We start from the raw sequence: 25,288 nt of genomic DNA, 5'->3' as shown, positions 1-25,288 counted from the left end.
TGGGTCGACTCGACCCAAGATCTTAAACGTGATCGATTCTAAAAAAATAAGAGCGGGATGCGGGCGGAAAACCGCACTACATTTTTCCTCATCCCGCTCTGGTCTTCACGCGCACGCCGTGCGCCTTTTCGCCTTCCGGCTCGACATGAATGGCGACCCTCGCGCCCGGATGAACGGCGCGGATCGCATCCTCGATCCGGTCGCAGATATCATGGGCGTCGCCGACCGGCATCGTCTCCGCGACGACCATGTGGAAATCCACGAAGGTGACCGCACCGGCCTGCCGCGTCTTCAGATCATGAACGCCGAGCGATCCGCCGGCATTAGCGGCGATCGCCTGCTTGATTGCCTCTTCTTCCTCCGCCGGCGCGGCTTTGTCCATCAGCCCGTCGATCGAGCCCGAGATAACCTTCCAGCCCTGGAACAGGATATTGCCGGCCACCACCACCGCAAGCAAAGGATCGAGGATCGCATAGCCGGTGGCAATGGCAAGAACAAGGCCCACGAGCACCCCCACCGAGGTGACGACATCGGAGAGGATGTGATGCCCGTCGGCGCTGAGCGCCGGCGATCGATGCGTCTTGCCGGCGCGGATCAAAACATAGGCCCAGATCGCGTTGATGACACCCGCACCGAAGTTGATTGCAAGACCCAGCGCCGGGGCGTCCAGCAGGGAGGGCGCCAGCATTTCGGGCACCGCTTCCCAGAGGATCAAGAGCGCCGCCACGACGATCAAAACGCCTTCGATGACCGCCGAAAAATACTCCGCCTTGTGGTGCCCGAAAGGGTGGTCGGCGTCTGCCGGCTTCGCTGCGTAGCCGATCATCGCATAGGCGATCACCGCAGCGACGACGTTGACCACGGATTCCAGCCCGTCGGACAGCAGTGCGACCGACCCCGTCACCCACCAGGCAAGCAGCTTCAGCCCCATGACGCTGAGAGAAAGCGGAATGCCCCAAAAGGCCAGCCTCAAAACCGTTCGATTGTCGGACGCGGTCATCTTCATTCCTCGTGCAGATGCAAACGAGTTGCAAATGCATTGCCATTGAAACGCAAAACCGCCCGCGCGGGTTTTCGCGCAGGCGGATTTTCATGCCCCATATGGGCGATAAGGAACGACTTGTCAAAGGCGCGATAACTTCGCGCTTCTGCTCCGACCGCCCGTCCGTGAAGGCATCAAGCGGCCTTGATCTTCGCCCTTTTCGCCAGGTGCGCCACGACATTCTCGATCATCCGCATACCGGCGTCGCCGCCAAGCGTCATGATCGATTCCGGATGGAACTGCACGGCCGCTACCGGCTCCTTGACGTGCTCGATGCCCATGATCGTTCCGTCCTCGCTTTCGGCGGTGATCATGAAGTCGCGCGGCAGGGTCGACGGATCGGCGAAGATCGAATGATAGCGGCCGACCGTCACGTCTTTGCCAAGACCCGAGAAGACGATTCCGGGTTCCAGCACGCGGATGCGGGACGGCTTGCCGTGCATCGGAATTGCCAGGTGGCGCAGATCGCCGCCATAAGCCTCCGCCAGCGCCTGCAGGCCGAGGCAGACGCCGAAGATCGGCAGGTTGCGCCCCCGCGCCTTCTTGATCGTCGCCTTGCAGTCGAAATCCTTCGGGCTGCCGGGGCCGGGAGAAAGCACGACGAGGTCCGGCTTGACCCGGTCGAAGATTTCCTCGGCCACCGGCGTGCGCACCGTCGTCACCGTCGCACCCGTCTGGCGGAAATAATTCGCCAGCGTATGGACGAAGCTGTCTTCGTGATCGACGAGCAGGATGTTGACGCCGGCGCCGACGGGCGCAACGTCGCGCCCAGCCTTGGCGCTGTTGGCGGCTTTCGCGTCGCGGATGGCTGCAATCATGGCGGAGGCCTTCAGTTCGGTTTCGGCTTCTTCTTCTTCCGGATTGGAATCATAGAGCAGCGTCGCGCCCGCCCTCACCTCGGCGATCCCCTCCTTGATGCGGATCGTGCGCAATGTCAGCCCGGTGTTCATGTCGCCGTTGAAGCCGACCATGCCAATGGCGCCGCCGTACCAGGCGCGCGGGCTCTTCTCATGGCTCTCGATGAAGCGCATCGCCCAGAGCTTCGGCGCGCCCGTCACCGTCACAGCCCAGGCGTGGCTGAGGAACCCGTCGAAGGCGTCCATGTCGTCGCGCAGCCGGCCTTCGATATGGTCGACCGTGTGGATCAGCCGCGAATACATCTCGATCTGCCGGCGGCCGATCACCTTCACCGAGCCCGGCACGCAGACGCGGCTCTTGTCGTTTCGGTCGACGTCCGAGCACATGGTGAGCTCGGACTCGTCCTTCTTCGAGTTCAGCAGCTTGAGGATCTGCTCGCTGTCGGCGATCGGGTCGTCACCGCGCTTGATCGTCCCGGAGATCGGGCAGGTCTCTATGCGGCGGCCGGAAACCCGCACGAACATCTCCGGCGAGGCGCCGACGAGATATTCCTGGTTGCCGAGATTGATGAAGAACGAATAGGGCGACGGGTTGATCGCCTTCAGCCGGTTGGAAATCTCGGAGGGGCGGCTTTCGCAGCGCTCGTAGAATTTCTGTCCCGGCACCACCTCGAAGAGGTCGCCGCGCCGGAAGCTCTCCTTCGCCTTGACGACGAGCTCGGCATATTCGCCGGGGCGATGATCGCCGTGCGGCGGGATGCTGTCGACGATGCGGAACGGCTCGGGAGCGATATCCGTCGCCTTGCCCCCCGTCGAGACGCCGTCCTTGGCGAAATCATAACGATCGATCCAGGCCTTGGCAGCGTAGTGGTCGACGACGAGAATCTCGTCCGGCAGGAAGAGGACCATGTCGCGCTGGTCGTCCGGCCGGGTGAGCTTCAGCTCGATCGCATCGAACTGGAAGGCGAGATCGTAGCCGAAGGCGCCGTAAAGGCCGAGGCTCGCATCCTCCTCCGAATGGAACAGATTTGTCACGGCGCGAAGCACCGTGAAGACCGTCGGCATCTTCGAGCGCTCTTCCTCGGAAAAGATGCGGTGCGGCTCATTGATGGTGAGTTCGAGACGGCGGGACGTCGAGGCCCCGAGGGTGATGTCGGCGACGGTTTGCAAGTGCTCGGCGATCAGCGCCAGCAGCACCTCGCCGCGCTCGTTATAGGCTTCGATCCAGAGCGAACGACCGAAGGAGGAGATGGCGAGCGGCGGGTCGACGACGGCGGTGTCCCAGCGCGTATAGCGGCCGGGATACTCGTAATTCGACGAGAAGACCGCGCCGCGACGCTCGTCGAGCCTGTCCACATAGGAGGCGATCGCGTCCGCATAGGATGCGTCGCGACGCCTGCGCGTGACGACGATGCCGCCCTTCGTGGTGTAACTCTCCGCGCCGTCTTCCAGAATTACCGTTGCCATTCGCCTCGCTCCGTAAATAGCCCGGTCATTCCACGCGGCCCGAATACGAAAAAAGCCGCCTCGAAATCTCCGGGCGGCTTCATGTCTCAATCACGCATGACTGGTCAAGGCCGCCTCAGCGAGCCCACCACCAGATTGAAATGTTCTGCGTGTTTGCCATGAGCGAAGTGTTAGCCTGCCTTTCGGCGGCACGCAAGCGGGAAAAACGACACCAAATGCTCGCCGAAAGAAGAGAGGCGGCCCTTTCGAACCGCCCCCTATGCAGTCGTCGAGGCAACGAAAGCTTAGAACTTCGCCTTCGCCGTGACGAGGAACGTCCGGCCCCGGCCAGTGTCGACCGTGCTGCCGGCGATCGTGCTCGACGCCGGCGTGTAGGTCTTGTCGAAGACGTTCGTCACGCTGCCGGTCAGTTCGAGACCGTTCTCGAACTTGTAGTTCGCGAAGAGATCGACAAGGCCGTAACCGGGCACGGTGGCGGATCCGCTTGCCCCCGCGTTCTCCTCGCCGATGAAGGCGTTGGAAACGGCATAGATACGCGTGCCTACCGTCAGGCGCTGTTCCTCGAGAAAACGCGCCCCGAGGGTCGCACTTACGATGTCGTCGGGAAGGAAGCTCTGTACGCCAAAGCCGTTGACCTGGGACGGTAGGTCGCTCTCCGTATGCGTGTAGGCAAGGTCGCCGAACACGTAGCCGGCATCATAGGCTGCCTGCAGTTCAAAGCCCTGAACCGTGGATATTCCGGGATTGTTGACAAAGAATATTTGCATCCCGCCGTTGGCCAAAGCCGCAGTGATATAATTGTCCACCCTGTTGTGGAAATAGTTCGCCTTCAGGCGGAAGCTGTCTCCCGTAGCGATGAGGTCATCCAGATTGATGTTCGCGCCGATTTCCCAACCCTTGGATATTTCCGGCTGGAGGAACGGGTTGGGGAAGAACATTTGGAATCCACCGGGATGCGAACCGCCGACGAAGATTTCGTTGACCGTCGGAGCGCGCAAGGTCTCCGCATAAGTCACGTAGGGCTGCAGCCATTCGGTGGCATTGACGGCGAGCGTGACACTCGGATTGAGGCGGCCGTCCGATTCGTCGACGCTATAGGCGCCCGCGGGCATGCCAAGCGGATTGCCGGCGCTCACCGAGCCGGAGCCGTCGATGTTGAAGTGGTCGTAGCGCAGGCCGGCGGTCAGGTCGACGATGCCATAAGTGAAGGTCGTTGAATTGAAGATGCCGGTCGTCGCATTCTTGCCGCTGCCGTTGACGCCGCCGGTCGGCTGCGCCGCGCTGTTGATGACATCGTAGTCATCCTGGAAATATTCGACGCCATAATTGGAGCGCATGGCAACCTCGCCGAGGTCGATTGTCGAGGTGTTCGAAATGTCGAACCCGATGCCGGTGTCGGTAATGCGCCGTCCCTTGGCCGAACCGGCGCCGCTGACATTGCCGTCATATTTCATCTTCACGCGGTTGTAATAGGCGTTCGCGCGCAGATCGATCAGTTCGTTGTCGGGCGTGTAGGCATAGTTCGCGCTGACCGTCTGGTTCGTCACGTTCTGGAAATAGGAGTTCGCGAAGAAGTCATTGTCGTAGGACATCGCGCTGAACTTGAACGAATGGTCCTTGTCCGGCGTGATCTTGGCCTTCAGGAGGCCGGAGAGCAGATCCTCCTCGGTGAATGGAACTTCGACACCGTCGCCATTGTCGTAATTGCCCGGATCGCTCTTGCTGATACCGCCCAGCACCGAGACGACGTCGTTGAAGCGATAGGCGCCGAGCAGCGATTCCGACCAGCCACCGCCGTTCGTGCCGTAGGTGGCGACGGCCTGGCCGCCATAGGTCTTGCCGTCCTGGATCAGGTCCTCGATGTCATAGGTCTTGAAATTGACCGAGCCGGCCAACGCGCCGCCGCCGACGCCGGTGACGGCGCCGCGGGTCAGGTCGATCTCGGAAAGGAAGGCGGGATCGACATAGGCGAAGCCTTGGGCCTCGTGGCCGGTGAAGCGGAAATTCTGACGCACGCCGTCGATCATCATGTTGACGCGGCCGGAGCCTTCGAAACCGCGAATGTTGACGGCAACGCCGGGGTTTTGCGGGTTGTTGGCCGTCGAGGTGCCAGGCACGCTGCGGAAGAGATCGTCGGTCTCCTGGCCGGCCTGGAGTTCGATTTCATCCGTGCTGACGACGCTCGAAGGACCGGGCTTCGCATAGGGATCGGCTTCGCGCCCGCCCTTGACGACAATCGGCGAGAGATAGGTCTCACCCTTCTTTGCAGCTTCCGCTTCTTCGGCCTCCGTCTGCTGAGATGCTGTCGCGCTTTGCGCGAAGCTGTCGGAAGCGACTGACAAGGCGATTGTCGCAGTGCATGCGAGAAGAGCCAGGCGATGATGCCGGTTGAGCATGGACCAGTCCTTTGAAATTGTTGGCCGGGCTTGCTGTTGAGCGGCAACTCAAGGGCTGGCTGGGCAGGTGTCGGAATGGGCGAGACGGACACGTCATCGCCTTGTTTAGGCCACATAAAAAACATGAGTAAAAAAGTCAATATAAATATAGGGGCACCCGCGAGCACACTCTGTGCCGCGACCCAAGCCTCTCCTCAGTTTCAGCATAATTTGAAACAGGATTGCCTCTCGTGCGTTTCGCCACAACGGAAACGGGAAGGACCTGCATGCGCGCTTTCGGAATGATTCTGGTGTCTGCCTTGGTGCTTTCCGGGGCGACGCTTCCAAAAAAAGGGCCGCTGCCGGTGGCGAGGCCCGCAAGTCAGGGCGAACAGCCTACGCCCACGCCGAAACCCGCACCGCAGAGTGGAGGTCAAGCGACCGACAAAGAAAAATCGGACGCCCAGCCCCGGCAAGCCTTACCGCCGGGCTGGAAAGACGATGCTCTCCGTCCCGGTGCGGCGGAAGCGATCCTTGAGATCGAAAAAGAGGACCCGAAAGCCTACGCCTCCTGCCTCGCCGCACTGAAGGACATTGGCAGCACCTTTGCGGAAACCGCCCGCGTCGATGACGGCAAGGGCTGCGGGATCGACAAGCCGATCGGGGTAAGTGCGGTATTGCCGGGCGTCACCCTCAAGCCGGAAGGCGTGATGCGCTGCGAAACGGCCCTGGCGCTCGCCCGCTGGGTAAAGGAGACCGCGACCCCGGCGGCAAAGGCCTCTTTCGGGCCCGACGTCCGCATCTCAGCCCTGAATCAGGCTTCGACCTATGTCTGTCGGCTACGGAACAATGCAAGCACCGGCAAGATTTCCGAACACGCGCGCGGCAACGCGGTGGACGTCGCCTCCTTCAGCCTCGCCGACGGCAAGACCATCGAGATCCAGCCGCGCGACGACGACGGCACCCTGACCGGCGCCTTCCAGCGCGCTGTGACGGCGTCCGCCTGTCTTTATTTCAGGACCGTGCTCGATCCGGGCAGCGATGCGGCGCATGAAGACCACCTGCATCTCGATGTCATCGAACGAAAGAACGGTTATCGCTACTGCCGCTAGCCGCTTCAGCCGTCCTGCGCCGTCTTATATCCAAGCGCGACGAATTCGCCGGAGAAAAGACCGGCGACCTCACCCTCGGCCATGAGTTCGGCCGTCACCGTCAGACGCGCCCTGCCCCGCCGTGCGAGCAAACGCATGAAGCCTGGCCATTGATCAGCGTCTACGAGACTCGAACGGGCCGAGAAGGAACCGACCATCGGTCTCAGATAATCCATGCGGTTGCTTTGGATCACCAGTCGGCTGGCGACGCCGCTCGAGCGAAGCCGGACATGCAACAGCGACCAGGCGGCGAGAATCGAAAGTGCCGAAGCGCTCCCCCCGAAAACCGTTTCGCGATGATTGATGTTCGGCGCCAGTGGTGCCTGAAGGAGGACATGTTCCCACTCCACCGACGCCACCTCCACCTGCATGGCAGCGGACAGAGGGATATGCGCATGAAGGTAGGCCTGCAATTCAGAAGACATCATTGTGATTCCAAGGTAGTGCGCCGGGGGCCAATCAAGCAAGCTCAGTACGAATTCTCTTTCGGATCGGCAAAGATATCCGCTGACGATTGAACCTATCGCCAATCGATACGATCTATCAGCGGCACTGTCCGCAATCACCGCCTTAAGCGAGGAACAATTCCATGCCTTTGACAATGTATACGCTCTCCATCCCCGTCTTCGCGCGCGGCTTTTACGCGCTCGGCGGGCTCCTCGACAAGGCCGAGGCTTTTGCCGTGGAATCGGGCACGCCGCTCGACGACTTCTTCAATGCGCGGCTCGCGCCGGACATGCTGCCGCTGTCGGGCCAGATCCAGCGGGCGAGCGACACCAGCAAGAACGCGATCGCCCGGCTGACGACGCTCGAAGTGCCGCGTTTTCCCGATGACGAGCAGAGCTTCGCCGATCTGCGCAAGCGGATCGCCAAGACGGTGGCATTCTTCGACACGGTTACCCCGGAACACCTCGAGGGCAGTGAGAAGCGCGAAGTAACCCTCAGCTTCCCGAATCTGAAGGTGACCTTCAGCGGCGACGACTACCTCTTGAAGTTCGTGTTGCCGAATTTCTATTTCCATCTGACCACCGCCTACGACATCCTGCGCCACAGGGGCGTGCCGATTGGCAAGACGGACTATATCGTCGGGCTCGATTGACGAGGGTGCGGTTGCTTCAGAACAAGCCCTCTATATAGCCCGCTTCGTTGAGGCGAATCTTCTCCGAGGAGGGTACCTTCGGCAGGCCCGGCATCGTCATGATCTCGCCCGTGATGACGACGACGAAGCCGGCGCCGGCCGCAAGGCGGACTTCGCGGATCGGCACCGCGTGGCCGCTCGGAGCGCCGCGCAGATTGGGGTCGGTGGAGAAGGAATATTGCGTCTTCGCCATGCAGATCGGCAGGTGCCCGTAACCCTGGTCTTCCCAGGTCCTGAGCTGATCGCGCACCACCTTGTCGGCAATGACCTCACTGGCGTGATAGATGTCCTTGGCGATCGCCTCGATCTTGTGGAAAAGCGGCATGTCGTCCGGATAAAGCGGCGAGAACTGTGAGTGTCCGGCATTGGCGAGATCGACGACCTTGTGCGCAAGTTCCTCGATGCCGGCCGACCCCTCGGACCAGTGCCGGCAGAGGACGGCCTCGGAACCAAGCGTTCGGACATAGTCCTTGATCGCCTCCACCTCGGCCTCCGTATCGGACGTGAAGTGATTGATCGCGACAAGCACCGGCACGCCGAATTTCTTGACGTTCTGCACATGGCGCCCGAGATTCGCGCATCCCTTCCGGAGCGCCTCGAGGTTTTCTTTGCCGAGGTCATCCTTCTTCACGCCGCCATTCATCTTGATTGCCCGGACGGAAGCAACGACGACGGCGGCATCCGGCTTCAGGCCGGCCTTGCGGCACTTGATATCGAAGAATTTTTCGGCGCCGAGATCCGCGCCGAAACCGGCTTCGGTGACGACGTAATCGGCAAGCTTCAGCGCCGTCGTCGTCGCCACGACCGAATTGCAGCCATGCGCGATATTGGCGAAGGGCCCGCCATGAACGAAGGCCGGGTTGTTCTCGAGCGTCTGCACGAGATTCGGCTGCATCGCGTCCCTGAGCAGGACAGCCATCGCCCCGTCCGCCCTGATGTCCCGCGCGTAGACCGGGCTCTTGTCGCGCCGATAGCCGATGATGATATCGCCGAGACGCTTTTCCAGGTCCTTTATATCGGCGGCAAGGCACAGGATCGCCATGACCTCCGATGCGACGGTGATGTCGAACCCCGTCTCGCGCGGATACCCGTTCGCGACGCCGCCGAGCGATCCGATGATCTGGCGCAGTGCCCGGTCGTTCATGTCCATCACCCGCCGCCAGGCGATGCGGCGGATATCGATTGCCTGTTCGTTGCCCCAATAAATGTGATTGTCGATCAGCGCGGCGAGCAGGTTATGCGCCGAGGTGATGGCGTGGAAGTCACCGGTGAAATGAAGGTTGATGTCCTCCATCGGCACCACCTGGGCGTACCCGCCGCCGGCAGCACCCCCTTTGATGCCGAAGCAGGGGCCGAGCGAGGCTTCGCGGATGCAGACGATCGTCTTCTTGCCGATGCGATTGAGGCCGTCGCCGAGGCCCACCGTCGTCGTTGTCTTGCCCTCGCCGGCCGGCGTCGGATTGATCGCCGTCACCAGGATCAGCCGGCCGTTTCTCTTCTCCTTCTGCGCCGCTATGAATTCGGCGCTCACCTTCGCTTTGTCATGGCCGTAAGGAAGCAGATGTTCCGGCGGAATGCCGAGCTTCGCGCCGATCTCCAGGATCGGTTTCTTCCGCGCTGCGCGCGCGATCTCGATATCGGGCTTGACCTCCGGCATGCTGCTCCCCCCTTCAAGCCCGCGCCTTCGCCTCCTCCGCGAAATGCGCCGCTCTGTTTCTTTTTGCTTACGCTGACACGGCCGCCGTCAACGGGCAAGGATATCGCGCATCTCCACGAGGTTGGACCGCACGCGAAGAATATAGAAGCCCATCGTCGCCAGATGCGTCGGCATGATCCAGCCGTCCTCGCGGCCGTTCGAGATGATGAGCGGCTGGATGCGCAGCGCCGAGCGAAGCTGCTTCATCGTTTCCGTGTAGATCGGCGTCAGCCCGCGCTGCGCGACGACGTTCTGGAAATCCGCCCCGGCCGCCGAGAGGATGCCGTAATAGCCGTAGAGCTGGCCGAAGGCGAACCAGAAGCGGTCGTCGGCGCGGGTATCGAACCAGCCGCCATTGTGGAATTCCGAGCGCTCGCGAATGATCGCCGACGTGTTGCCGAGGTCATTGGCGATGCGGTCGAGGAACTCCACCATGTTGTCGGACCGGCCGTCGAAGATCGCCTCGCACTTGCCGAGCGAAACATTGAATTTCCTGAGATCGCGCATGGCGGCGCGATAGAAGCTCGGGGTCGGGGTCTTCGGGCCGAAAGGATTGATGCCGAAATACCAGGTTTCCTCGTCGAACTGGATATTGCCGCGGGCGCTCTGCAGGTCGTTGTTGACGCCGGACGTGCCGCGCACGCGTCCGAGTGAGTCGACCAACTCAACGGTGGTGCGCCGGATTGCCTGGTTGATGCCGCGCTGGAACGACGCCTTGTTGTCGAGCCAGGGCGTGTCGTCCCAGTCGAGCCCGAACAACCCGAGCTTGTAGGCGATCATCGAGGAGATCCAGGCATTCTGATTGACGTTGAGGTCGATGAGATCGGCCGCCACGTCGACCACCGCCGAGGTCTGGCAGACGGTACCGGCCGGCAGTTGCGCCATGTCGAGCGCTTCGGTCGTCGATGCGTCCGAGGGGACGACGGCAGCCTGGCTCGTGGTCGGCGCGCTGCCGGATTGTCCCGTCGTGGCGCCGGGGCCGCTGATCGGCGAACCGGCCGGCACCTTGCGCTGGGAAAGCTTGTAACGGTCGACATAATCCGGATCGAAATTGGTCCAGGCCTGCGTTTGCCAGATGAAATAGCCGTAGAAGAAGATCAGGCCGAGCAGCACCAGACCGATCGGGCCCTTGATGATCCAGCTCCTTCCTCGATACCAGTTGGCGAGCGCCACGAATGGCCAGAGGAGCCAGGAAACCGCCAGGCCAATGCCGCGGCCGATCGCCGTGAACACACGCTGAAAAAACACAACGATCGGATCGAGCATGTCCTATTCCTCTTTGAGACCGTAGAGCTTGTGGCGGAAGCCGGCCTTGTCTTTCAGATATGTGCCCGTCAACGTCGCCACAACGTATTCGCGGAACTTTTCGCCGTAGCGCTCGTAGGCACCATAGAAGCCTTGCTTGTCGAACACGAAGCGCGAGACGAAGTCGCGCGGAACGAGCTGCGAGATGAGCTGGTTGACCAGCCATTTGTCCGGATGGTCGGGGGTTGCCCTGATCAGCAGGAAGCGGCTTTCCGGCGCGACCTCCTGCATCTTGATCGTGCCCGTCGCGGCGATCGCGCGCGACATTTCCTGAAGGAAGGGATAGCTCCCGTCGCGTGCGACGAGAGCGGCATTGCGATGGATCCAGGTCTGCAGCCAGATCCGGTCGGTACTGAGGAGATCCGCATCCGGTTCAGCCTCGTTGATTAGCCCGCGGATAGCCATGTCGGCCCGGTGCTGGAACAGCCCCGACTCCTGCACCCAGGAGGCCTGCGGCAGCTGCAGCCGGTTCGTCGTCGCCAGGAAATCGTAGATGCGCGCATGATCGGTTATGGCGATGTAGCTCACCTGCCATGGCCGCGAGCGGCGGAAGCCGGGTACCGAGGGATCGCAGATCACCGTCGTTGTCTTCTGGTCGAGGAAGACATAGACGCCGCCGAAGTGATTGGCCCAGAAGGCCTCGTGCCGGAAGACCAGCTCCTCGGGAACCAGTGCATTCTGCCGAATGTCACCTGTCAGCTTGGCGAGTTCCACCATCCGGTTCAGCATGGCGTCGTCGGACCATGCGTTCGGCACCTTCTTCAGACGGTCGACGAGTTCCCGGAGCTCCGCCGCCTTGCCGAGCATATCCTCGGCGGAGAGCACCCGGAAGCGTACCTCGTTGATCGACAGGAGATCGTCGATGTCCTCGACCACCGAGACCGAATCCTCGATCTCGCCGTAGAGCGCATCCTTGATGGTGACGGCGTTGATCGCGCGGCTGTTGGCATTGAAGAACTCATGCATCAGCGCCGCGGTGTTGGAAAAGCTCGTGTGGACGACCGGCAGTTCCGCCTGGGCGGGCGTCAGGACGATGAAACGCCGGTTGACCCGGTTCGGGTCGAGGTAGTCGCGGTCGCCCAATTCCTGCGCGATCTCCGGCGAGAAGCCGGTCATATCGATGCTGAAGCGCTCCAGCGCCGTCGGCTTCAGCCCGAAGCCTTCGAGCGCCTTGTTGTAGCGCGCGACGAGGTGTGGCTCGGAAATGTCGAGCAGCCGTCCATAGATGAGTTCGGCTTCGAGAAGGCGTTTCATGCGGCAGTGTTCTCTTCGCTCATCCCTGCCACCGGCCGTCGCGCTTCATCGTCTCGATCTCGCGGATCGCCTTCTCGCGCTGGCGCTCGCGGCGGATGATGTCGGCAATGGCGGCGTCGTCCGATTTGTCGGTGTAGCGGAATTCGCTGTCGGCGTAACGGTTGATTTCCTGCAGCGCCATGTCGAGGGTGATCGGGCCGCGCAGTTCCTCGATCATCGCCTTCTTCTCGTCGTAGGACTTGTGCATGAAGGAGGCCGCGTCCTTGAACCAGTCGTCCGGCAATTCGACGTCCATCGCCCGCATCTTGATCGCATCGGTGATGTTCCTGATCGCCCGGCCGGTGAAGCGCGGCTCCGCCTCCTTGATCATGTGCAGATAGGCGCCAACATCGGCGAGCGTGGCGATCTTGCCCTTCTCCTTCTCGTAGCGCTCCCAGACGGCGGCGAGCCCCTCCTCCTGCGGCTGCGCGTGCGCCGCATAGGATTGCGAAACGGCGCGCTTGATCTCCTGGCCGGCATAAAGCTCGTGCTGGCCGAGCGGGATCTTGTGGTTCTTGCCGACGAGCAGCGCGAAGATGTCGATGTAGTCGCCTTGCGTCTGCGGCCCGTCGACTAGCCAGCGCGCGCCGGCTCGCTGGCGCAGCGCATCGTCGACATTCTCCGGATAGTTTGAGAACATGCCGAAGGTGCAATTGCCGCGTACCACCGTCGAGGCGCCCGCAAAACTCTCCATCAGCACCGCCGTCACCTCGTGCTGGCCGGCCGAGGCGCGGTCGTCGGAGCGCTTCGCCGCCACTTGGTCGACGTCGTCGATCGTGCCGAAGCCGATAGCCCGCGGGTTGATGACGTTGTTGACGAACTCCTTGCAGTTCTGGCCGGATTTGCCCTGGTAGGAGGAGATCTGGTCGACGCCGAAATTCTCGTAGTGGAAGGCATAGCCGGCCACGCCGCAATAGTCGTGCAGCATGCCGGCAAGCATCTGGATCAATATCGTCTTGCCGGTGCCCGGCATGCCGTCGCCGATGAAGGTGAAGAGGAAGCCGCCAAGCTCGACAAACGGATTCATCTGCCGGTCGAAGTCGTAGGCCATCAGCATCTTGGCGAGTTTCAGCGCCTGATACTTGGCGATGTGATTGCCGATGATTTCGTCCGGCTTCTTGAAGGTCATGACCAAGGGCTTGCGCTTCTGCCCGGGCGCAACATCGAAGCCGTTCAGCGTGAAGTCATCCTGGTCGAGCCGGATGTGAATATTCTCGAAGTTCTGCAGCCCGGTGAAGCGCGCCTTGCGGGCGAGCAATCCCTCGATCGCGACGCGGGAGAACGCACGGCTGCGTGCAGTCAAGGCCAGATCGTCCGGGGCGCCGGTGATGCTGCGATCGAGTGCGGCGATCATGCTCTTCAGCGCGTCCTGAGAGGTATCGAAGAGGAAATCCGGTTCGGCGGCATCGTCCACCGGCTCCCCCTCGCCCTGCAGCGTCGCGCCGAGATAGGCGGCAAGCGTGAAGGCGGCGATATAGGCGGCTGCTGAAAGCAGCGCCTTGAAATGGCTCGCCTCCTCGCCGGCAAGCGGGGTGCCGGCGTTGCGCGCCTGCAATTGTTCGAGGTTCGTCTGCCGCGCGAACACGTCAGAAACCGCCAGCGCCACCTGGATACCGCGCCGCGCGCGGTAGAGGACGCCATGCTGTGCCGGCGAAAGCAGAGGATCGGCGCCACGCACCGACTGGATGGTGCGGGCGAGTTCGACCTCGCGCGTCCGCCGCTGGCCGCCGGTCGAGACGGTCGAGACGAAGCGGCGGCCGGTGCCTGCAAGCGGCGTGCCCGCCGTGGCCTCGTCGCGCTCAAGAATGACAAGCTTGGTTACCAGGCTTTGCGCGACCGCCTGATGCTTGGCGATGTCATCCTCGTGCAGCGTCGTCAGGCCCGTATTCAGCGTCATCGCTCAAACCTCGCTCACCACCTGATTGCCGGAGATCACATGCACCTTGTAGTCGCCGAAAACCTGCGCCGCCTCGCCGGCCGCGTAGAGCGCCTGATAGGCGTCGTGCGGCACCAGCGCATGTTTCTCATAGGCGCTCACACCCATGCGCGCGGCTTCGAGATTGTCGGTATCGATATGAAATTCCTCCTGCGCCGGCGTCGAGGACCAGAAGCCGCGCTCCGCGGGCCGCTCGGCCTTGGAGAAGACCTCCTGCACCGTCCAGGTCAGGAGCCAGGCATTCTCCGTCTTGCGCACCTTCGAGAGGATGTCGTTGATCCGGGCATTGTTCTCGGTGATTCCGGCCGAATAGAATGGCCCGAGCACGATGCGCCTCAGCTGCTTCGGATGCAGTTCCGGAAAATCCTTGTCGAGATTGGTGGCGATCGTCACCGGCGTCAGCGAATAGGCGCTGTTTTTCGAGGCGAAGTCGTCGAAACGGCTGGCCAGTTCCGGATTGAGCAGCCCGCCGACCGGCAATGGGATATCGATCTCCGGATTGAGCTTGCCGTCTTTGGTCACCAGCATCTCGACGACATTCTCCGAGGAATCCTCGACCGTCGCCATGTAAATCATCGGAAGCGTCTGCGTGCCATCGAAGGCGCCCCAGGCGACGACGTAATAGGGCCGCATCGTCTTCGGATTGACGGCAACCCGGATCGTCTCCGGCAGGATGAACGGGGAGAATATCTCACCCTTGCCGATCTGCTCGAGATAGAGCCGCTCTGCCGTGCGGGCCTGCAGCGCCTCCGGAAACGCCTTCTGCCGCAGGATGAAATCGACCATCTCCTCCCGCAGCGCATCGGCGGATGGGATGCTCGCCAGCCGCTTCTCCGCGCTCTGCCGGTCGTTTTCGAGCTCCAACACATTCTGGAAGACCGGAAATCCGCTCTCGGCGCGCGAGATCCGGAAGTGCTCGACGAAGCCGATGCGGTTTTCCCAACAGGCAACCGATGCCTTGAGCCGCGCCAGATAGGGAACGATGACTTCGCCGACGACCGTGTTGCGATAAAGCGGCGAATTGCGATCGCCGAGAAACAGTTCGAGCCCGGCCAGAGCGGACCGGATCGAGGTGAAATATTGCCTGACGGCAGGAGATACACCGGTATTCATCAATATCCCTCCGGCAATTGCCGAAAGGCGGTCGGAAAGCTGGTCATTGCCGCTTTGCCGATCACTGCTTCACGTAGTTTGCGGCATTGTGCTTGTCCATCACCGTCTGGAAGCGACGGGCGAAGGCGTCGTCGGCCAGTTTCTTGCGCCGCTGGATATCCTGCGTCGCGAGCATGTTCTTTTCATGCATTTCGAGCAGGTCGCCAATATGGCGCTGGGCGGCGGCGCCAATTCCAGCCATCGTCTCCTCGGCGGCGGTGTCGACCTGGCTGCCGAGCGTGTTGATCTTGTGCGCCACATCCTGCTGCGCCGCCGTCTTCAACGAATCCTCGAGCGACTTGTAGAGCACGATGCGCTGTTCCGTATCGATCGTCAGCTTGTTGATCAGCGTGTTCTGCGCGGCGATCTGGTTGTTGAGCGAATCGACAAAGGTCTGGAACATCGCGGTGTAGCGCTCGAGCGTCTGGCTCTCGGCGAGCAGTTCCTGTTCCTTGGCCTGCTTCTCGTTGTATTCAGTGGCGAGCCGCGAGCGCTCGGCCTCGAGGTCGGTGCGGGTCGTCTGATCCGTGGAAGCCGCGATCCGGTTCTCGATGTCGAGCAGCAGCGGATTGAGCTCCTCGATCCGCTTCTGGGTCTCCACGAGCGCGGCCATCGTGCCCTTGCGGCGCTCGATCACCTGGATGAGGCTCTGCTCGGAAGTCTTGTAGCGCTGGTCGAGGATCGCCTTCTGCTCCTTGAGGATACCGACGATGGTGTCGGACTTGACGAGCAGTTCCTGGAGGTTGCCGGCGAGCGACATGTTGCGCACCCGGTCGGTGCGCAGGCGCTGCATCGACTGCTTGGAGAAGATGCCGATGAACTTCTCGTAGCCGGTATAGCTCTTCATGCTCTCGAATTCGGCACCGAAGACGTTTGTCGCGTCTTCCAGCCCGATAATCAGATCGGCGATATTGGCTTCCATCGCCTTCTGCTGCTTGAGGACGTCCTGGATGCGGGCGTTCTCGATATCGAAATTGACGTCGCCGAGCTTGGTGTCAGCCTTGGCGAACTGCTCGAGGACGACGCCGGACTGCTCGAGCTTGCCGCGCATCTCGTCAACGACGCTGCGCGTCTTCGCGATCTCGGCGTCAAAGTTCTGAAGAGTCGCCATTTCCTTATCCCCTCCGTCCATCCGGGCAGCCGTGGCCACGAACCGAATTGTTCAGCCCTTAATTGCACTTATATAAAGGGTGTTTAGCAAGTCAGGACAAGAGACGCCGACCGGCTTTTTTTGGCCGACCGGCGAGATCGGGCGGCTCTTGCATGGTCCGGCAGCGGGATGCTCGATTCACGGCGCTTGCAACGAATGCATTGCGAGACGGTCGTCAGCCGTCGCGCATTTTGTCTTCCCAATGGCGGCGGCAGTAGGAGACGTATTTCTCGTTGCCCCCGACATCGACCTGCGCACCCTCGCGCACCACATTGCCCTCGCCATCGAGGCGCACGACCATCGTCGCCTTGCGTCCGCAATGGCAGATCGTCCTGACCTCGCGCAGCTCGTCGGCAATCGCCAGCAGCGCCATGGAACCCGGAAAGAGCTTCCCCTGGAAGTCCGTTCTCAGGCCATAGGCCATGACCGGAATGCCGAGGCGATCGGCGACGCGTGCGAGCTGCCACACCTGATCCTCGCCGAGGAACTGCGCCTCGTCGACGAAGACGCAGGCGATCTCGCCGGAGCCGTCGCCGTTCAGCCGCTCGACGAGTTTGAAAAGATCGTCCTTCCCATGGAACGGGATCCCCTCCGATTGGAGCCCGATGCGCGATGCGATGCGCCCCGTGCCGGCCCGATCGTCGAAGGCGGCGATCAGCATCACGACGCGCATGCCGCGCTCCTGATAGTTGTAAGCTGCTTGCAGGAGCAGCGTGCTCTTGCCCGCATTCATCGTCGCGTAGCTGAAGTAGAGTTTGGCCATAATCAGGGTTCCCGGGCGTCGTCTGCGCTAAATGACCGTGCGAACGGCCGATGACCAGAGCGCGTCGGCGCGACCCACAGATTTTCGCCCTCGCCGAAATTGGTCCGGCCCGCGTCGCGCGTGAGCCTATCGCTGTTTTTGGAGCGCCATTTCGCAGGCATTGCGACATTCAGCGTCGTTTTGTGCATCCCCTTAATGGAATGAGACAATACACTTCCCTCGACGCCAAGGCCTTGAATTCGGGGCGCATTGGTGTTTGGCTAAAAAAGAACACAGGCAGGGGAACGATAACGATGACAAGGACATTCTCGCTCAAATTCATGCTGGCGGGTGCCATCTGCATGGCGGCCTTGACCGCCGGCAATGCGGCCGCGGCTGAGGCGGAAAGCTGCGGCACTGTCCGCTTCTCCGACGTCGGCTGGACGGACATCACCGCAACGACGGCGACGGCAACCACCCTTCTCAAGGCGCTCGGCTACGAGACGGACGTCAAGGTGCTTTCGGTCCCCGTTACCTACACGTCCTTGAAGAACAAGGATATCGACGTCTTCCTCGGCAACTGGATGCCGACGATGGAAGCCGACATCAAGCCGTACCGCGAAGACAAGTCGGTCGAGACCGTCCGCCAAAATCTCGAAGGTGCCAAATACACGCTGGCGACCAACGCCAAGGGCGCTGAGCTCGGCATCAAGGACTTCAAGGACATTGCCGCCCAGAAGGATGCGCTCGATGGCAAGATCTATGGCATCGAGCCGGGCAACGACGGCAACCGCCTGATCATCGACATGGTCGAGAAGGGTACGTTCGATCTCAAGGGCTTCGAGGTCGTCGAATCCTCCGAGCAGGGCATGCTGGCGCAGGTGGCACGCGCCGAGAAGGATGGCGAACCGATCGTCTTCCTCGGCTGGGAGCCGCATCCGATGAACGCCAACTTCAAGCTCACCTATCTCTCCGGTGGCGATGATATCTTCGGCCCGAACTTCGGCGGCGCCACCGTGCACACCAACGTGCGTGCCGGCTACACGACCGAATGCCCGAATGTCGGCGCCTTGCTCAAGAACATGAACTTTTCGCTCCAGATGGAGAACGAGATCATGGGCAAGATCCTGAACGACGGCGAAGATCCGGAAAAGGCCGCTGCCGCCTGGCTCAAGGACAACCCCTCTGCCATCGAGCCGTGGCTTGCCGGCGTGACCACGAAGGATGGTAGCGACGGACTGGCTGCGGTGAAGTCCGCGCTCGGTCTCTGATTGCCGTAGCGCCGCGCGTTCATCGAGACGCGCAAAGATCGCTGCGGCACTTCGAATTGCTGCGTGCTTCCATCCTGAATCGGCACTGATTCAAGGAACATGCGGTCGGGCGGGGAAACTCCCCGCCTTTCCCACCGCTTCATGCGATCCAGTGTTTGACCCTGACAAGAGGGATCCAGTTCGTGGAATTTCTGACTGAAAATCGCATCCCGGTTGGCGGCTGGGCCAAGGCGTTCGTCGATTGGCTGACAACGAATTTCGAGCTGTTCTTCGACCAGCTCGCAAATCTGCTCTCGGGGATTATCTCCGTTCTGCTCTACATTCTCCAGACGCCGCACCCGCTTATCGTCATCGCGATCGTGACCGCCCTTGCGTGGTGGTTCCGCCGTTCGATCGGCATCGCCGCCTTCACCTGTCTTGGGCTGCTCTTGATTGTCAATCAGGGCTACTGGCAGGAAACCACGGAGACGCTGGCACTGGTGCTCGCGGCGAGCTTCGTCAGCATGGCCGTCGGCGTGCCCCTCGGCATAGTGGCTGCGCGGCGTGCCTGGGTTTACTCGATCATGCGCCCGATTCTCGATCTGATGCAGACGATCCCGACCTTCGTCTATCTCATTCCGGCGCTGATCCTTTTCGGTCTCGGCATGGTGCCCGGTCTGATCGCCACCGTCATTTTTGCTATCCCCGCGCCGATTCGCCTGACGCGTCTCGGCATCATCTCGACGCCGCCGTCGCTGGTCGAGGCGGCCGAATCCTTCGGCGCTACGCCATGGCAGGTGCTGCGCAAGGTGGAGATTCCCTTCGCCATGCCGCAGATCATGGCCGGGCTGACGCAGACCATCATGCTGTCCCTGTCGATGGTGGTCATCGCCGCGCTCGTCGGTGCCGACGGCCTCGGGGTGCCCGTCCTTCGGGCGCTGAACACGGTGAATATCGCCAGGGGGTTCGAGTCCGGGCTCTGTATCGTCATCCTCGCCATCGTCCTTGACCGTCTTTTCCGCTCGTCCGATGAAGGAGAAGGCGCATGACCGAAGCCGTCCTTTTCAAGAATGTCGATATCATCTTCGGCAAGAACCCCCAGCCTGCCCTGCAGATGGTCGACCAGGGCAAGACCCGCGACGAGATCGGCGCGGCCACGGGCCACGTGCTCGGCGTTGCCGGTGCCTCGCTGGCGATCCACGAAGGCGAGATCCTCGTGCTGATGGGCCTGTCCGGCTCCGGCAAGTCGACGCTGCTCCGAGCCGTCAACGGCCTGGCCCCGGTCGTGCGCGGCGAGGTCGAGGTAAAGACCCCGGGCGGATCGCTGAACCCATATCGGTGCAATGCCAAGGCCTTGCGCGACTTCCGCATGCACATTGTGTCGATGGTCTTCCAGCAATTCGCCCTGCTTCCCTGGCGCACGGTGGCCGACAATGTCGGCTTCGGCCTCGAACTGGCCGGCGTTGCCGACGCCGAGCGAAAGAAGCGCGTCGGCGAGCAGCTTGAACTCGTCAATCTGGCCAAATGGGCAGACCGCAAGGTGAACGAGCTTTCGGGCGGCATGCAGCAGCGCGTCGGCCTGGCGCGGGCTTTCGCCACCGGCGCCCCCATCCTGTTGATGGACGAGCCGTTCTCGGCCCTCGACCCGCTGATCCGCACGCGCCTGCAGGACGAGTTGCTCGAGTTCCAGCGGCGACTGAAGAAGACGATCATCTTCGTCAGCCACGACCTCGACGAGGCCTTCCGCATCGGCAATCGCATCGCCATCATGGAGGGTGGCCGGATCATCCAGTGCGGCACGCCGCAAGAGATCGTCAAGAACCCCGCCAATCAGTACGTGGCCGACTTCGTCCAGCATATGAACCCGATCACCATGCTGACGGCGAAAGACGTGATGCAGACCGGCGTCGAGCGGACCGCTGCCAATACCGGCGTGACGGCAACGGCCAAACCCTCGACGCCGCTGGTCGACATCCTCGACGCCATGTCCCGCCAGCCGGGCAGCATCGGCGTCGTCGATAACGGCGCGGTGGTCGGGACCATCGACGCGCAGAACATCGTCGAAGGCCTGACGCGCCACCGCAGCAAAGATTGACGCGAGAAACCGAGCGGTTCAAAAGAAGCCTGGAGCAGCCGCTCCGGGCTTTTTTGATACGGCTTGCGGCGAGGAACGCATCATGAGCGACAAACCGAATGTCTTGCGTGACACCGACGACGACGCGCGCAAGCTTGCCCGCGTGTTGCTCCGATCGGCACGCAGCGGCGCGCTCGCAGTGCTCGAGCCTGAAGGCAATGGCTTCCCCTTCGTCAGCCGCGCGTTGATCGGCATCGACATCGACGGAACGCCGGTCATCCTCGTCTCGCGGCTTTCGACCCATACCCAGGCGCTGCTTGCCGACCGGCGCGCATCTCTGCTGACGGGTGAGCCCGGCAAGGGCGATCCCCTCGCCCATCCGCGCCTCACCGTCCAATGCGAGGCCGAGGAGGTTCAGCGCGACAGCGCCGCGCATGGCCGCATCCGCGAACGTTTTCTTCGCCGCCATCCCAAGGCTCGGCTCTATGTGGATTTTCCGGATTTCGGCTTTTTCCGCCTGGTGCCGCTGCGCGCCAGCCTCAATGGCGGCTTCGGCCGCGCCTATGTGCTGACCGACGAGGATCTCGCCATCGCTTCGCCCGCGATCGCCGCGCTCGCCGAGATGGAGGGCAGCGCCATCGAACATATGAATGCCGATCACCGAGACGCCGTGAAGCATTATGCGACAGTCCACTGCCGTGCGGGGGACGGCGACTGGAGGATCGTCGGAATCGATGCGGCCGGTCTCGACCTTTCCGACGGAGAAAGATTGCGACGTCTCGAATTTGAGGCGCCTATCGAAGACACGGTGCAGTTGCGGCCAATTTTGAAAAAACTTAACGGTTAATCGGCACTTAGCTACCCCCAATTCTTGCAGTGGGTGGTTGCCCTTTTATGCATCACGGCTAATTATCGTGCTTCGTAAAACATAACTACGTGTGATGTAATTCTCGCATGGAGCACGCAATGCAGCCTCTTTCGCCTGAAAAACATGAGGAAGCCGAAATAGCAGCCGGTTTCCTCTCGGCCATGGCAAATCCAAAACGCCTGCTCATTCTCGACTCTCTGGTCAAGGAAGAAATGGCGGTAGGCGCATTGGCCAACAAGGTCGGGCTGAGCCAGTCGGCTCTTTCCCAGCACCTCTCGAAGTTGCGTGCCCAGAATCTGGTTAGCACCCGTCGCGACGCGCAGACGATCTACTATTCGAGTTCGTCGGATGCCGTCATGAAGATTTTGGGCGCACTCTCGGAGATTTACGGCGCGGCCACGAGCGTCGTGATAGAAAAGCCCCTCGTGCGCAAGTCGGCCTGACTCCCAAGACGCCGACAAGAGCTGCAAGTCCAAAGCCCCGCCGAGCAATCGCGGGGCTTGTTTTTTGCGCAGAAGCGAAAAGCCTTAAGACGCCGGCAGACTTGACGCTCACATCGGCAGGCTTGACGCTCACAGGGGCGCTGATAATTTGACCAACGGGTAAAAGAATGCGGATCCGGTGAGTTGCTCGCGTCGCCGGCAACAAGATTCGCCGAGGAGAACAGGACATGTCGAACCGTCTTAACACCACCCCGAACGATCTGCGCGCCTTCTGGATGCCGTTTACCGCCAATCGGCAGTTCAAGAAGGAGCCGCGCCTCTTCGTCGGCGCCAAGGACATGTATTACACCACCCATGACGGGCGCACCGTGCTCGATGGAACGGCGGGGCTGTGGTGCGTCAATGCCGGCCACTGTCGGCCGAAGATCACCGAGGCGATTCGCGAACAGGCGGGCGAACTCGACTATGCGCCGGCCTTTCAGCTTGGCCATCCAAAGGCGTTCGAACTTGCCAACCGGCTGGTCGATATCGCGCCGGAGGGCCTGAACCATGTCCTCTACACCAATTCCGGCTCGGAATCGGTCGATACCGCTCTAAAGGTGGCGCTCGCATATCACCGCGCCAAGGGTAACGGCTCGCGCTTCCGCCTGATCGGCCGCGAACGCGGCTATCATGGTGTCAATTTCGGCGGCATTTCGGTCGGCGGCATCGTCTCCAACCGCAAGATGTTCGGCACGCTGCTGACCGGCGTCGATCATCTGTCCCACACCCACCTCCCGGGGAAAAATGCGTTTACCCGTGGCGAACCCGAGCATGGCGCCGATCTCGCGAGCGAACTGGAGCGGATCGTCACCCTCCACGACGCCTCGACGATCGCCGCCGTCATCGTCGAGCCGGTCGCCGGCTCCACCGGGGTACTTATCCCGCCGAAGGGCTATCTCCAGAAGCTGCGCGAAATCTGCACCAAGCACGGCATCCTGTTGATCTTCGACGAAGTCATCACCGGCTACGGCCGCCTCGGCACGCCCTTTGCCGCGCAATATTTCGACGTCAAGCCGGATATCATCACCACCGCCAAGGGCCTGACCAACGGCGTGATCCCGATGGGGGCGGTGTTCGTCACCTCGGAGATCCACGACGCCTTCATGACCGGGCCGGAGCATCTCATCGAGTTCTTCCACGGCTATACCTATTCCGGCAATCCGATCGCCTCGGCCGCCGCACTCGGAACGCTCGACACCTACAAGGAAGAAGGGCTGCTGACGCGCGCCGCCGAGCTCGCCCCCTATTGGGAGGAGGGGCTGCATTCGCTGAAGGACTGCCCACATGTGATCGACATCCGCAACATCGGGCTGATCGGCGCGGTCGAACTCGAGCCGATCGCCGGCGAGGCGACGAAGCGCGCCTTCTCCGCCTTCCTGAAGGCCTACGAGAAAGGGCTGTTGATCCGCACGACCGGCGATATCATCGCGCTGTCACCGCCGCTGATTATCGAGAAACACCAGATCGACGAACTCTTCGACAAGCTGCGCGACGTTCTGAAGAACAATATCTGAGAATTCTGCCTCGCGTTTCTCGAACCCTTTCCCCGCGCGCGGGGAAAGGGTTATTCTCATCAGCAAAGCAGCAGGGGCGAGGTGCAGGCATGTCCGAGGCGCTGGAACGTTTGATCGATCAGGGCGTCGGCCGAAAGCCGGCCGACATCGTGCTCAAGGGCGGGCGGTTCTTCGATCTCGTCACCGGCGAACTCGTCGCGTCCGACATTGCCGTATCCGGCGACAGGATCGTCGGCACCTGCGGCGACTACGAGGGACGCGAGGAGGTCGACGTCTCTGGCCGCATCGTCGTCCCCGGCTTCATCGATACGCATCTGCACATCGAATCCTCGCTCGTCACGCCGCACGAATTCGACCGTTGCGTGCTGCCGCTCGGGATCACGACGGCGATCTGCGATCCGCACGAAATCGCCAACGTGCTCGGCACCGAAGGTATCCAGTTCTTCCTGGATTCGGCGATGGAAACGATCATGGACATCCGCGTCCAGCTGTCCTCCTGCGTGCCGGCAACGCATCTCGAGACGGCGGGTGCCGATCTGCCGATCGAGCGGCTCACGCCCTTTCGCCATCACCCCAAGGTGATCGGCCTTGCCGAGTTCATGAATTTCCCCGGCGTCATCCACAAGGACCCCGTCTGCCTCGCCAAGCTCGAAGCCTTCCAGGGCGGCCACATCGACGGCCATGCACCGCTCTTGCGCGGCAAGGAACTGAACGGTTACCTCGCGACCGGCATCCGCACCGACCACGAATGCACGAGCGCCGAGGAAGCGCTCGAAAAGATCCGCAAGGGCATGCACATCCTCGTGCGCGAAGGCTCGGTGTCGAAGGACTTGCATGCATTGATGCCAATCATCACCGAGCGGCTGTCACCCTATCTGGCGCTCTGCACGGACGATCGCAATCCGCTCGATATCGCCGAACAGGGCCATCTCGACCATATGATCCGCACAGCGATCGCCGCAGGCGTCGAGCCCCTGGCGATCTATCGCGCCGCCTCGATCTCGGCGGCGCGTGCATTCGGGCTCCGCGACCGCGGCCTTGTGGCGCCCGGCTGGCGTGCCGACCTCGTCGTCGTCGACAGCCTGGAGAACTGCAAGGCGGAGATGGTCTTTTCGGGCGGGAGACGCGTGACCGACGCGCTCTTTGCCCTGCGCAAGTCGATCGATCCGGTGGGGCTCGACAGCGTCAAGGCCGGTGAGATCAAGGCCGCCGATTTCGGCGTGCCCTATGCGGAGGGCGAAACGTCCGTGATCGGCGTGCTGCCGGGCAAGATCATCACCGAGCACCGCCGCTTTCGCCTTCCCGCAGAAGGCAACCAGACTGGAGTCGATCTCGGTCGCGACATCATCAAGGTCGCCGTTATCGAGCGCCACGGCATCAACGGCAACCATGCCAACGGCTTCGTCCAGGGCTTTGGCCTGAAGAAGGGCGCGATCGCCTCCACCGTCGGCCATGACAGCCACAATATCTGCGTCGTCGGCGTCAACGAGGAAGACATGGCGATTGCCGCAAATCGCCTCGGTGCGATCAGAGGCGGCTTCGTCGTCGTCGAGGACGGCAAGGTGACCGGGGAGATCGCATTGCCGATCGCCGGGCTGATGAGCCTCGAACCTTACGAGCGGGTGCGCGACATCCTCCACCATCTGCGCCAGGCCGCCTTCGCCCTTGGCGCGACGCTGGAGGAGCCCTTCCTGCAGCTTGCCTTCCTGCCGCTACCGGTCATTCCGCACCTGAAGATTTCCGATCGCGGCTTGGTCGACGTGGACAAGTTCGCGCTGATCGGGTGAGTTGCT

The 25,288-nt window shown here is 61.9% G+C and carries 21 protein-coding genes; 9 read left to right on the top strand and 12 right to left on the bottom strand.

Annotated elements, in window-relative coordinates; all coding sequences use genetic code 11:
- Positions 1–88 precede the first annotated feature (88 nt).
- The 4 genes from CO676_RS06905 to CO676_RS06895 all read right to left on the bottom strand — a co-directional run bounded on the left by CO676_RS06905 (position 89) and on the right by CO676_RS06895 (position 5,762).
- Positions 89–1,000, bottom strand: coding sequence for a cation diffusion facilitator family transporter (locus CO676_RS06905; RefSeq protein ID WP_097520326.1), 912 nt, complete (start codon positions 998–1,000; stop codon positions 89–91).
- A gap of 176 nt (positions 1,001–1,176) precedes the next feature.
- Entirely contained in the window at positions 1,177–3,366 is a 2,190-nt protein-coding gene (locus CO676_RS06900) for an anthranilate synthase (protein WP_097520061.1), read from the bottom strand.
- A 115-nt stretch (positions 3,367–3,481) separates the two neighbouring features.
- Positions 3,482–3,526, bottom strand: a complete 45-nt coding sequence (gene trpLE / locus CO676_RS35685) for a trpE operon leader peptide TrpLE (RefSeq protein ID WP_178385068.1) — start codon at positions 3,524–3,526, stop codon at positions 3,482–3,484.
- Positions 3,527–3,650: 124 nt separating this feature from the next.
- Positions 3,651–5,762, bottom strand: a complete 2,112-nt coding sequence (locus CO676_RS06895; RefSeq protein ID WP_097520060.1) for a TonB-dependent receptor — start codon at positions 5,760–5,762, stop codon at positions 3,651–3,653.
- Positions 5,763–6,028: 266 nt separating this feature from the next.
- Here CO676_RS06895 and CO676_RS06890 point away from each other — a divergent pair, with 266 nt between their 5' ends.
- The gene (locus tag CO676_RS06890; RefSeq protein WP_097520059.1) at positions 6,029–6,853 is read left to right on the top strand and encodes an extensin family protein; all 825 of its coding nucleotides are present in this window, start codon (positions 6,029–6,031) and stop codon (positions 6,851–6,853) included.
- 5 nt (positions 6,854–6,858) lie between these two features.
- Here the strand turns inward: CO676_RS06890 and CO676_RS35140 are convergent, their stop codons facing one another.
- The gene (locus CO676_RS35140) at positions 6,859–7,317 is read right to left on the bottom strand and encodes a YiiD C-terminal domain-containing protein (protein WP_245424271.1); all 459 of its coding nucleotides are present in this window, start codon (positions 7,315–7,317) and stop codon (positions 6,859–6,861) included.
- Between the two features lie 164 nt (positions 7,318–7,481).
- Here CO676_RS35140 and CO676_RS35135 point away from each other — a divergent pair, with 164 nt between their 5' ends.
- A complete protein-coding gene (locus tag CO676_RS35135; protein WP_179875422.1) occupies positions 7,482–7,991 on the top strand; it encodes a DUF1993 domain-containing protein in 510 nt (169 codons plus the stop codon).
- A gap of 16 nt (positions 7,992–8,007) precedes the next feature.
- Here the strand turns inward: CO676_RS35135 and CO676_RS06880 are convergent, their stop codons facing one another.
- The 7 genes from CO676_RS06880 to CO676_RS06850 all read right to left on the bottom strand — a co-directional run bounded on the left by CO676_RS06880 (position 8,008) and on the right by CO676_RS06850 (position 17,325).
- Positions 8,008–9,687: a formate--tetrahydrofolate ligase gene (locus CO676_RS06880; RefSeq protein WP_097520058.1), complete on the bottom strand. Its 1,680-nt coding sequence runs from the start codon at positions 9,685–9,687 to the stop codon at positions 8,008–8,010.
- 87 nt (positions 9,688–9,774) lie between these two features.
- Positions 9,775–10,992, bottom strand: a complete 1,218-nt coding sequence (locus CO676_RS06875; protein WP_097520057.1) for a DUF2333 family protein — start codon at positions 10,990–10,992, stop codon at positions 9,775–9,777.
- A gap of 3 nt (positions 10,993–10,995) precedes the next feature.
- Complete coding sequence (locus CO676_RS06870; RefSeq protein ID WP_097520056.1) at positions 10,996–12,285, bottom strand: DUF6638 family protein; 1,290 nt, start codon at positions 12,283–12,285, stop codon at positions 10,996–10,998.
- Between the two features lie 19 nt (positions 12,286–12,304).
- Entirely contained in the window at positions 12,305–14,221 is a 1,917-nt protein-coding gene (locus tag CO676_RS06865; protein WP_097520055.1) for an AAA family ATPase, read from the bottom strand.
- A gap of 3 nt (positions 14,222–14,224) precedes the next feature.
- Positions 14,225–15,373, bottom strand: a complete 1,149-nt coding sequence (locus tag CO676_RS06860) for a hypothetical protein (RefSeq protein WP_097520054.1) — start codon at positions 15,371–15,373, stop codon at positions 14,225–14,227.
- Positions 15,374–15,434: 61 nt separating this feature from the next.
- Complete coding sequence (locus CO676_RS06855) at positions 15,435–16,523, bottom strand: hypothetical protein (RefSeq protein WP_097520053.1); 1,089 nt, start codon at positions 16,521–16,523, stop codon at positions 15,435–15,437.
- Positions 16,524–16,737: 214 nt separating this feature from the next.
- Positions 16,738–17,325 (bottom strand): thymidine kinase, encoded by a 588-nt coding sequence (locus tag CO676_RS06850; protein ID WP_097520052.1) that lies wholly within the window; start codon positions 17,323–17,325, stop codon positions 16,738–16,740.
- Between the two features lie 293 nt (positions 17,326–17,618).
- On the opposite strand from CO676_RS06850, the gene CO676_RS06840 reads away from it, so the two are divergent.
- The 7 genes from CO676_RS06840 to ade all read left to right on the top strand — a co-directional run bounded on the left by CO676_RS06840 (position 17,619) and on the right by ade (position 25,282).
- A complete protein-coding gene (locus CO676_RS06840; protein ID WP_097520050.1) occupies positions 17,619–18,575 on the top strand; it encodes a choline ABC transporter substrate-binding protein in 957 nt (318 codons plus the stop codon).
- Positions 18,576–18,757: 182 nt separating this feature from the next.
- Entirely contained in the window at positions 18,758–19,603 is an 846-nt protein-coding gene (choW, locus tag CO676_RS06835; protein ID WP_014765389.1) for a choline ABC transporter permease subunit, read from the top strand.
- Positions 19,600–20,649 carry a choline ABC transporter ATP-binding protein gene (gene choV, locus CO676_RS06830; RefSeq protein ID WP_014765390.1) on the top strand — a complete coding sequence of 350 codons (1,050 nt, stop codon included), beginning with the start codon at positions 19,600–19,602 and terminating at the stop codon, positions 20,647–20,649. The genes choW and choV overlap by 4 nt, the downstream gene beginning before the upstream one ends.
- An 82-nt stretch (positions 20,650–20,731) precedes the next feature.
- Positions 20,732–21,475 (top strand): HugZ family protein, encoded by a 744-nt coding sequence (locus CO676_RS06825; protein WP_097520049.1) that lies wholly within the window; start codon positions 20,732–20,734, stop codon positions 21,473–21,475.
- Between the two features lie 119 nt (positions 21,476–21,594).
- Entirely contained in the window at positions 21,595–21,939 is a 345-nt protein-coding gene (locus CO676_RS06820; RefSeq protein ID WP_014765392.1) for a metalloregulator ArsR/SmtB family transcription factor, read from the top strand.
- Positions 21,940–22,166: 227 nt separating this feature from the next.
- Complete coding sequence (locus CO676_RS06815; RefSeq protein WP_097520048.1) at positions 22,167–23,495, top strand: aspartate aminotransferase family protein; 1,329 nt, start codon at positions 22,167–22,169, stop codon at positions 23,493–23,495.
- An 89-nt stretch (positions 23,496–23,584) separates the two neighbouring features.
- Entirely contained in the window at positions 23,585–25,282 is a 1,698-nt protein-coding gene (gene ade, locus CO676_RS06810; protein WP_097520047.1) for an adenine deaminase, read from the top strand.
- The last annotated feature ends 6 nt before the right edge of the window (positions 25,283–25,288 follow it).

It is taken from the genome of Sinorhizobium sp. BJ1 (assembly GCF_002531555.1).
Classification (GTDB): domain Bacteria; phylum Pseudomonadota; class Alphaproteobacteria; order Rhizobiales; family Rhizobiaceae; genus Sinorhizobium; species Sinorhizobium fredii_B.
Note: the sequence above shows the minus strand (reverse complement) of the source record. Positions and strands in the feature narration are given on the sequence as shown.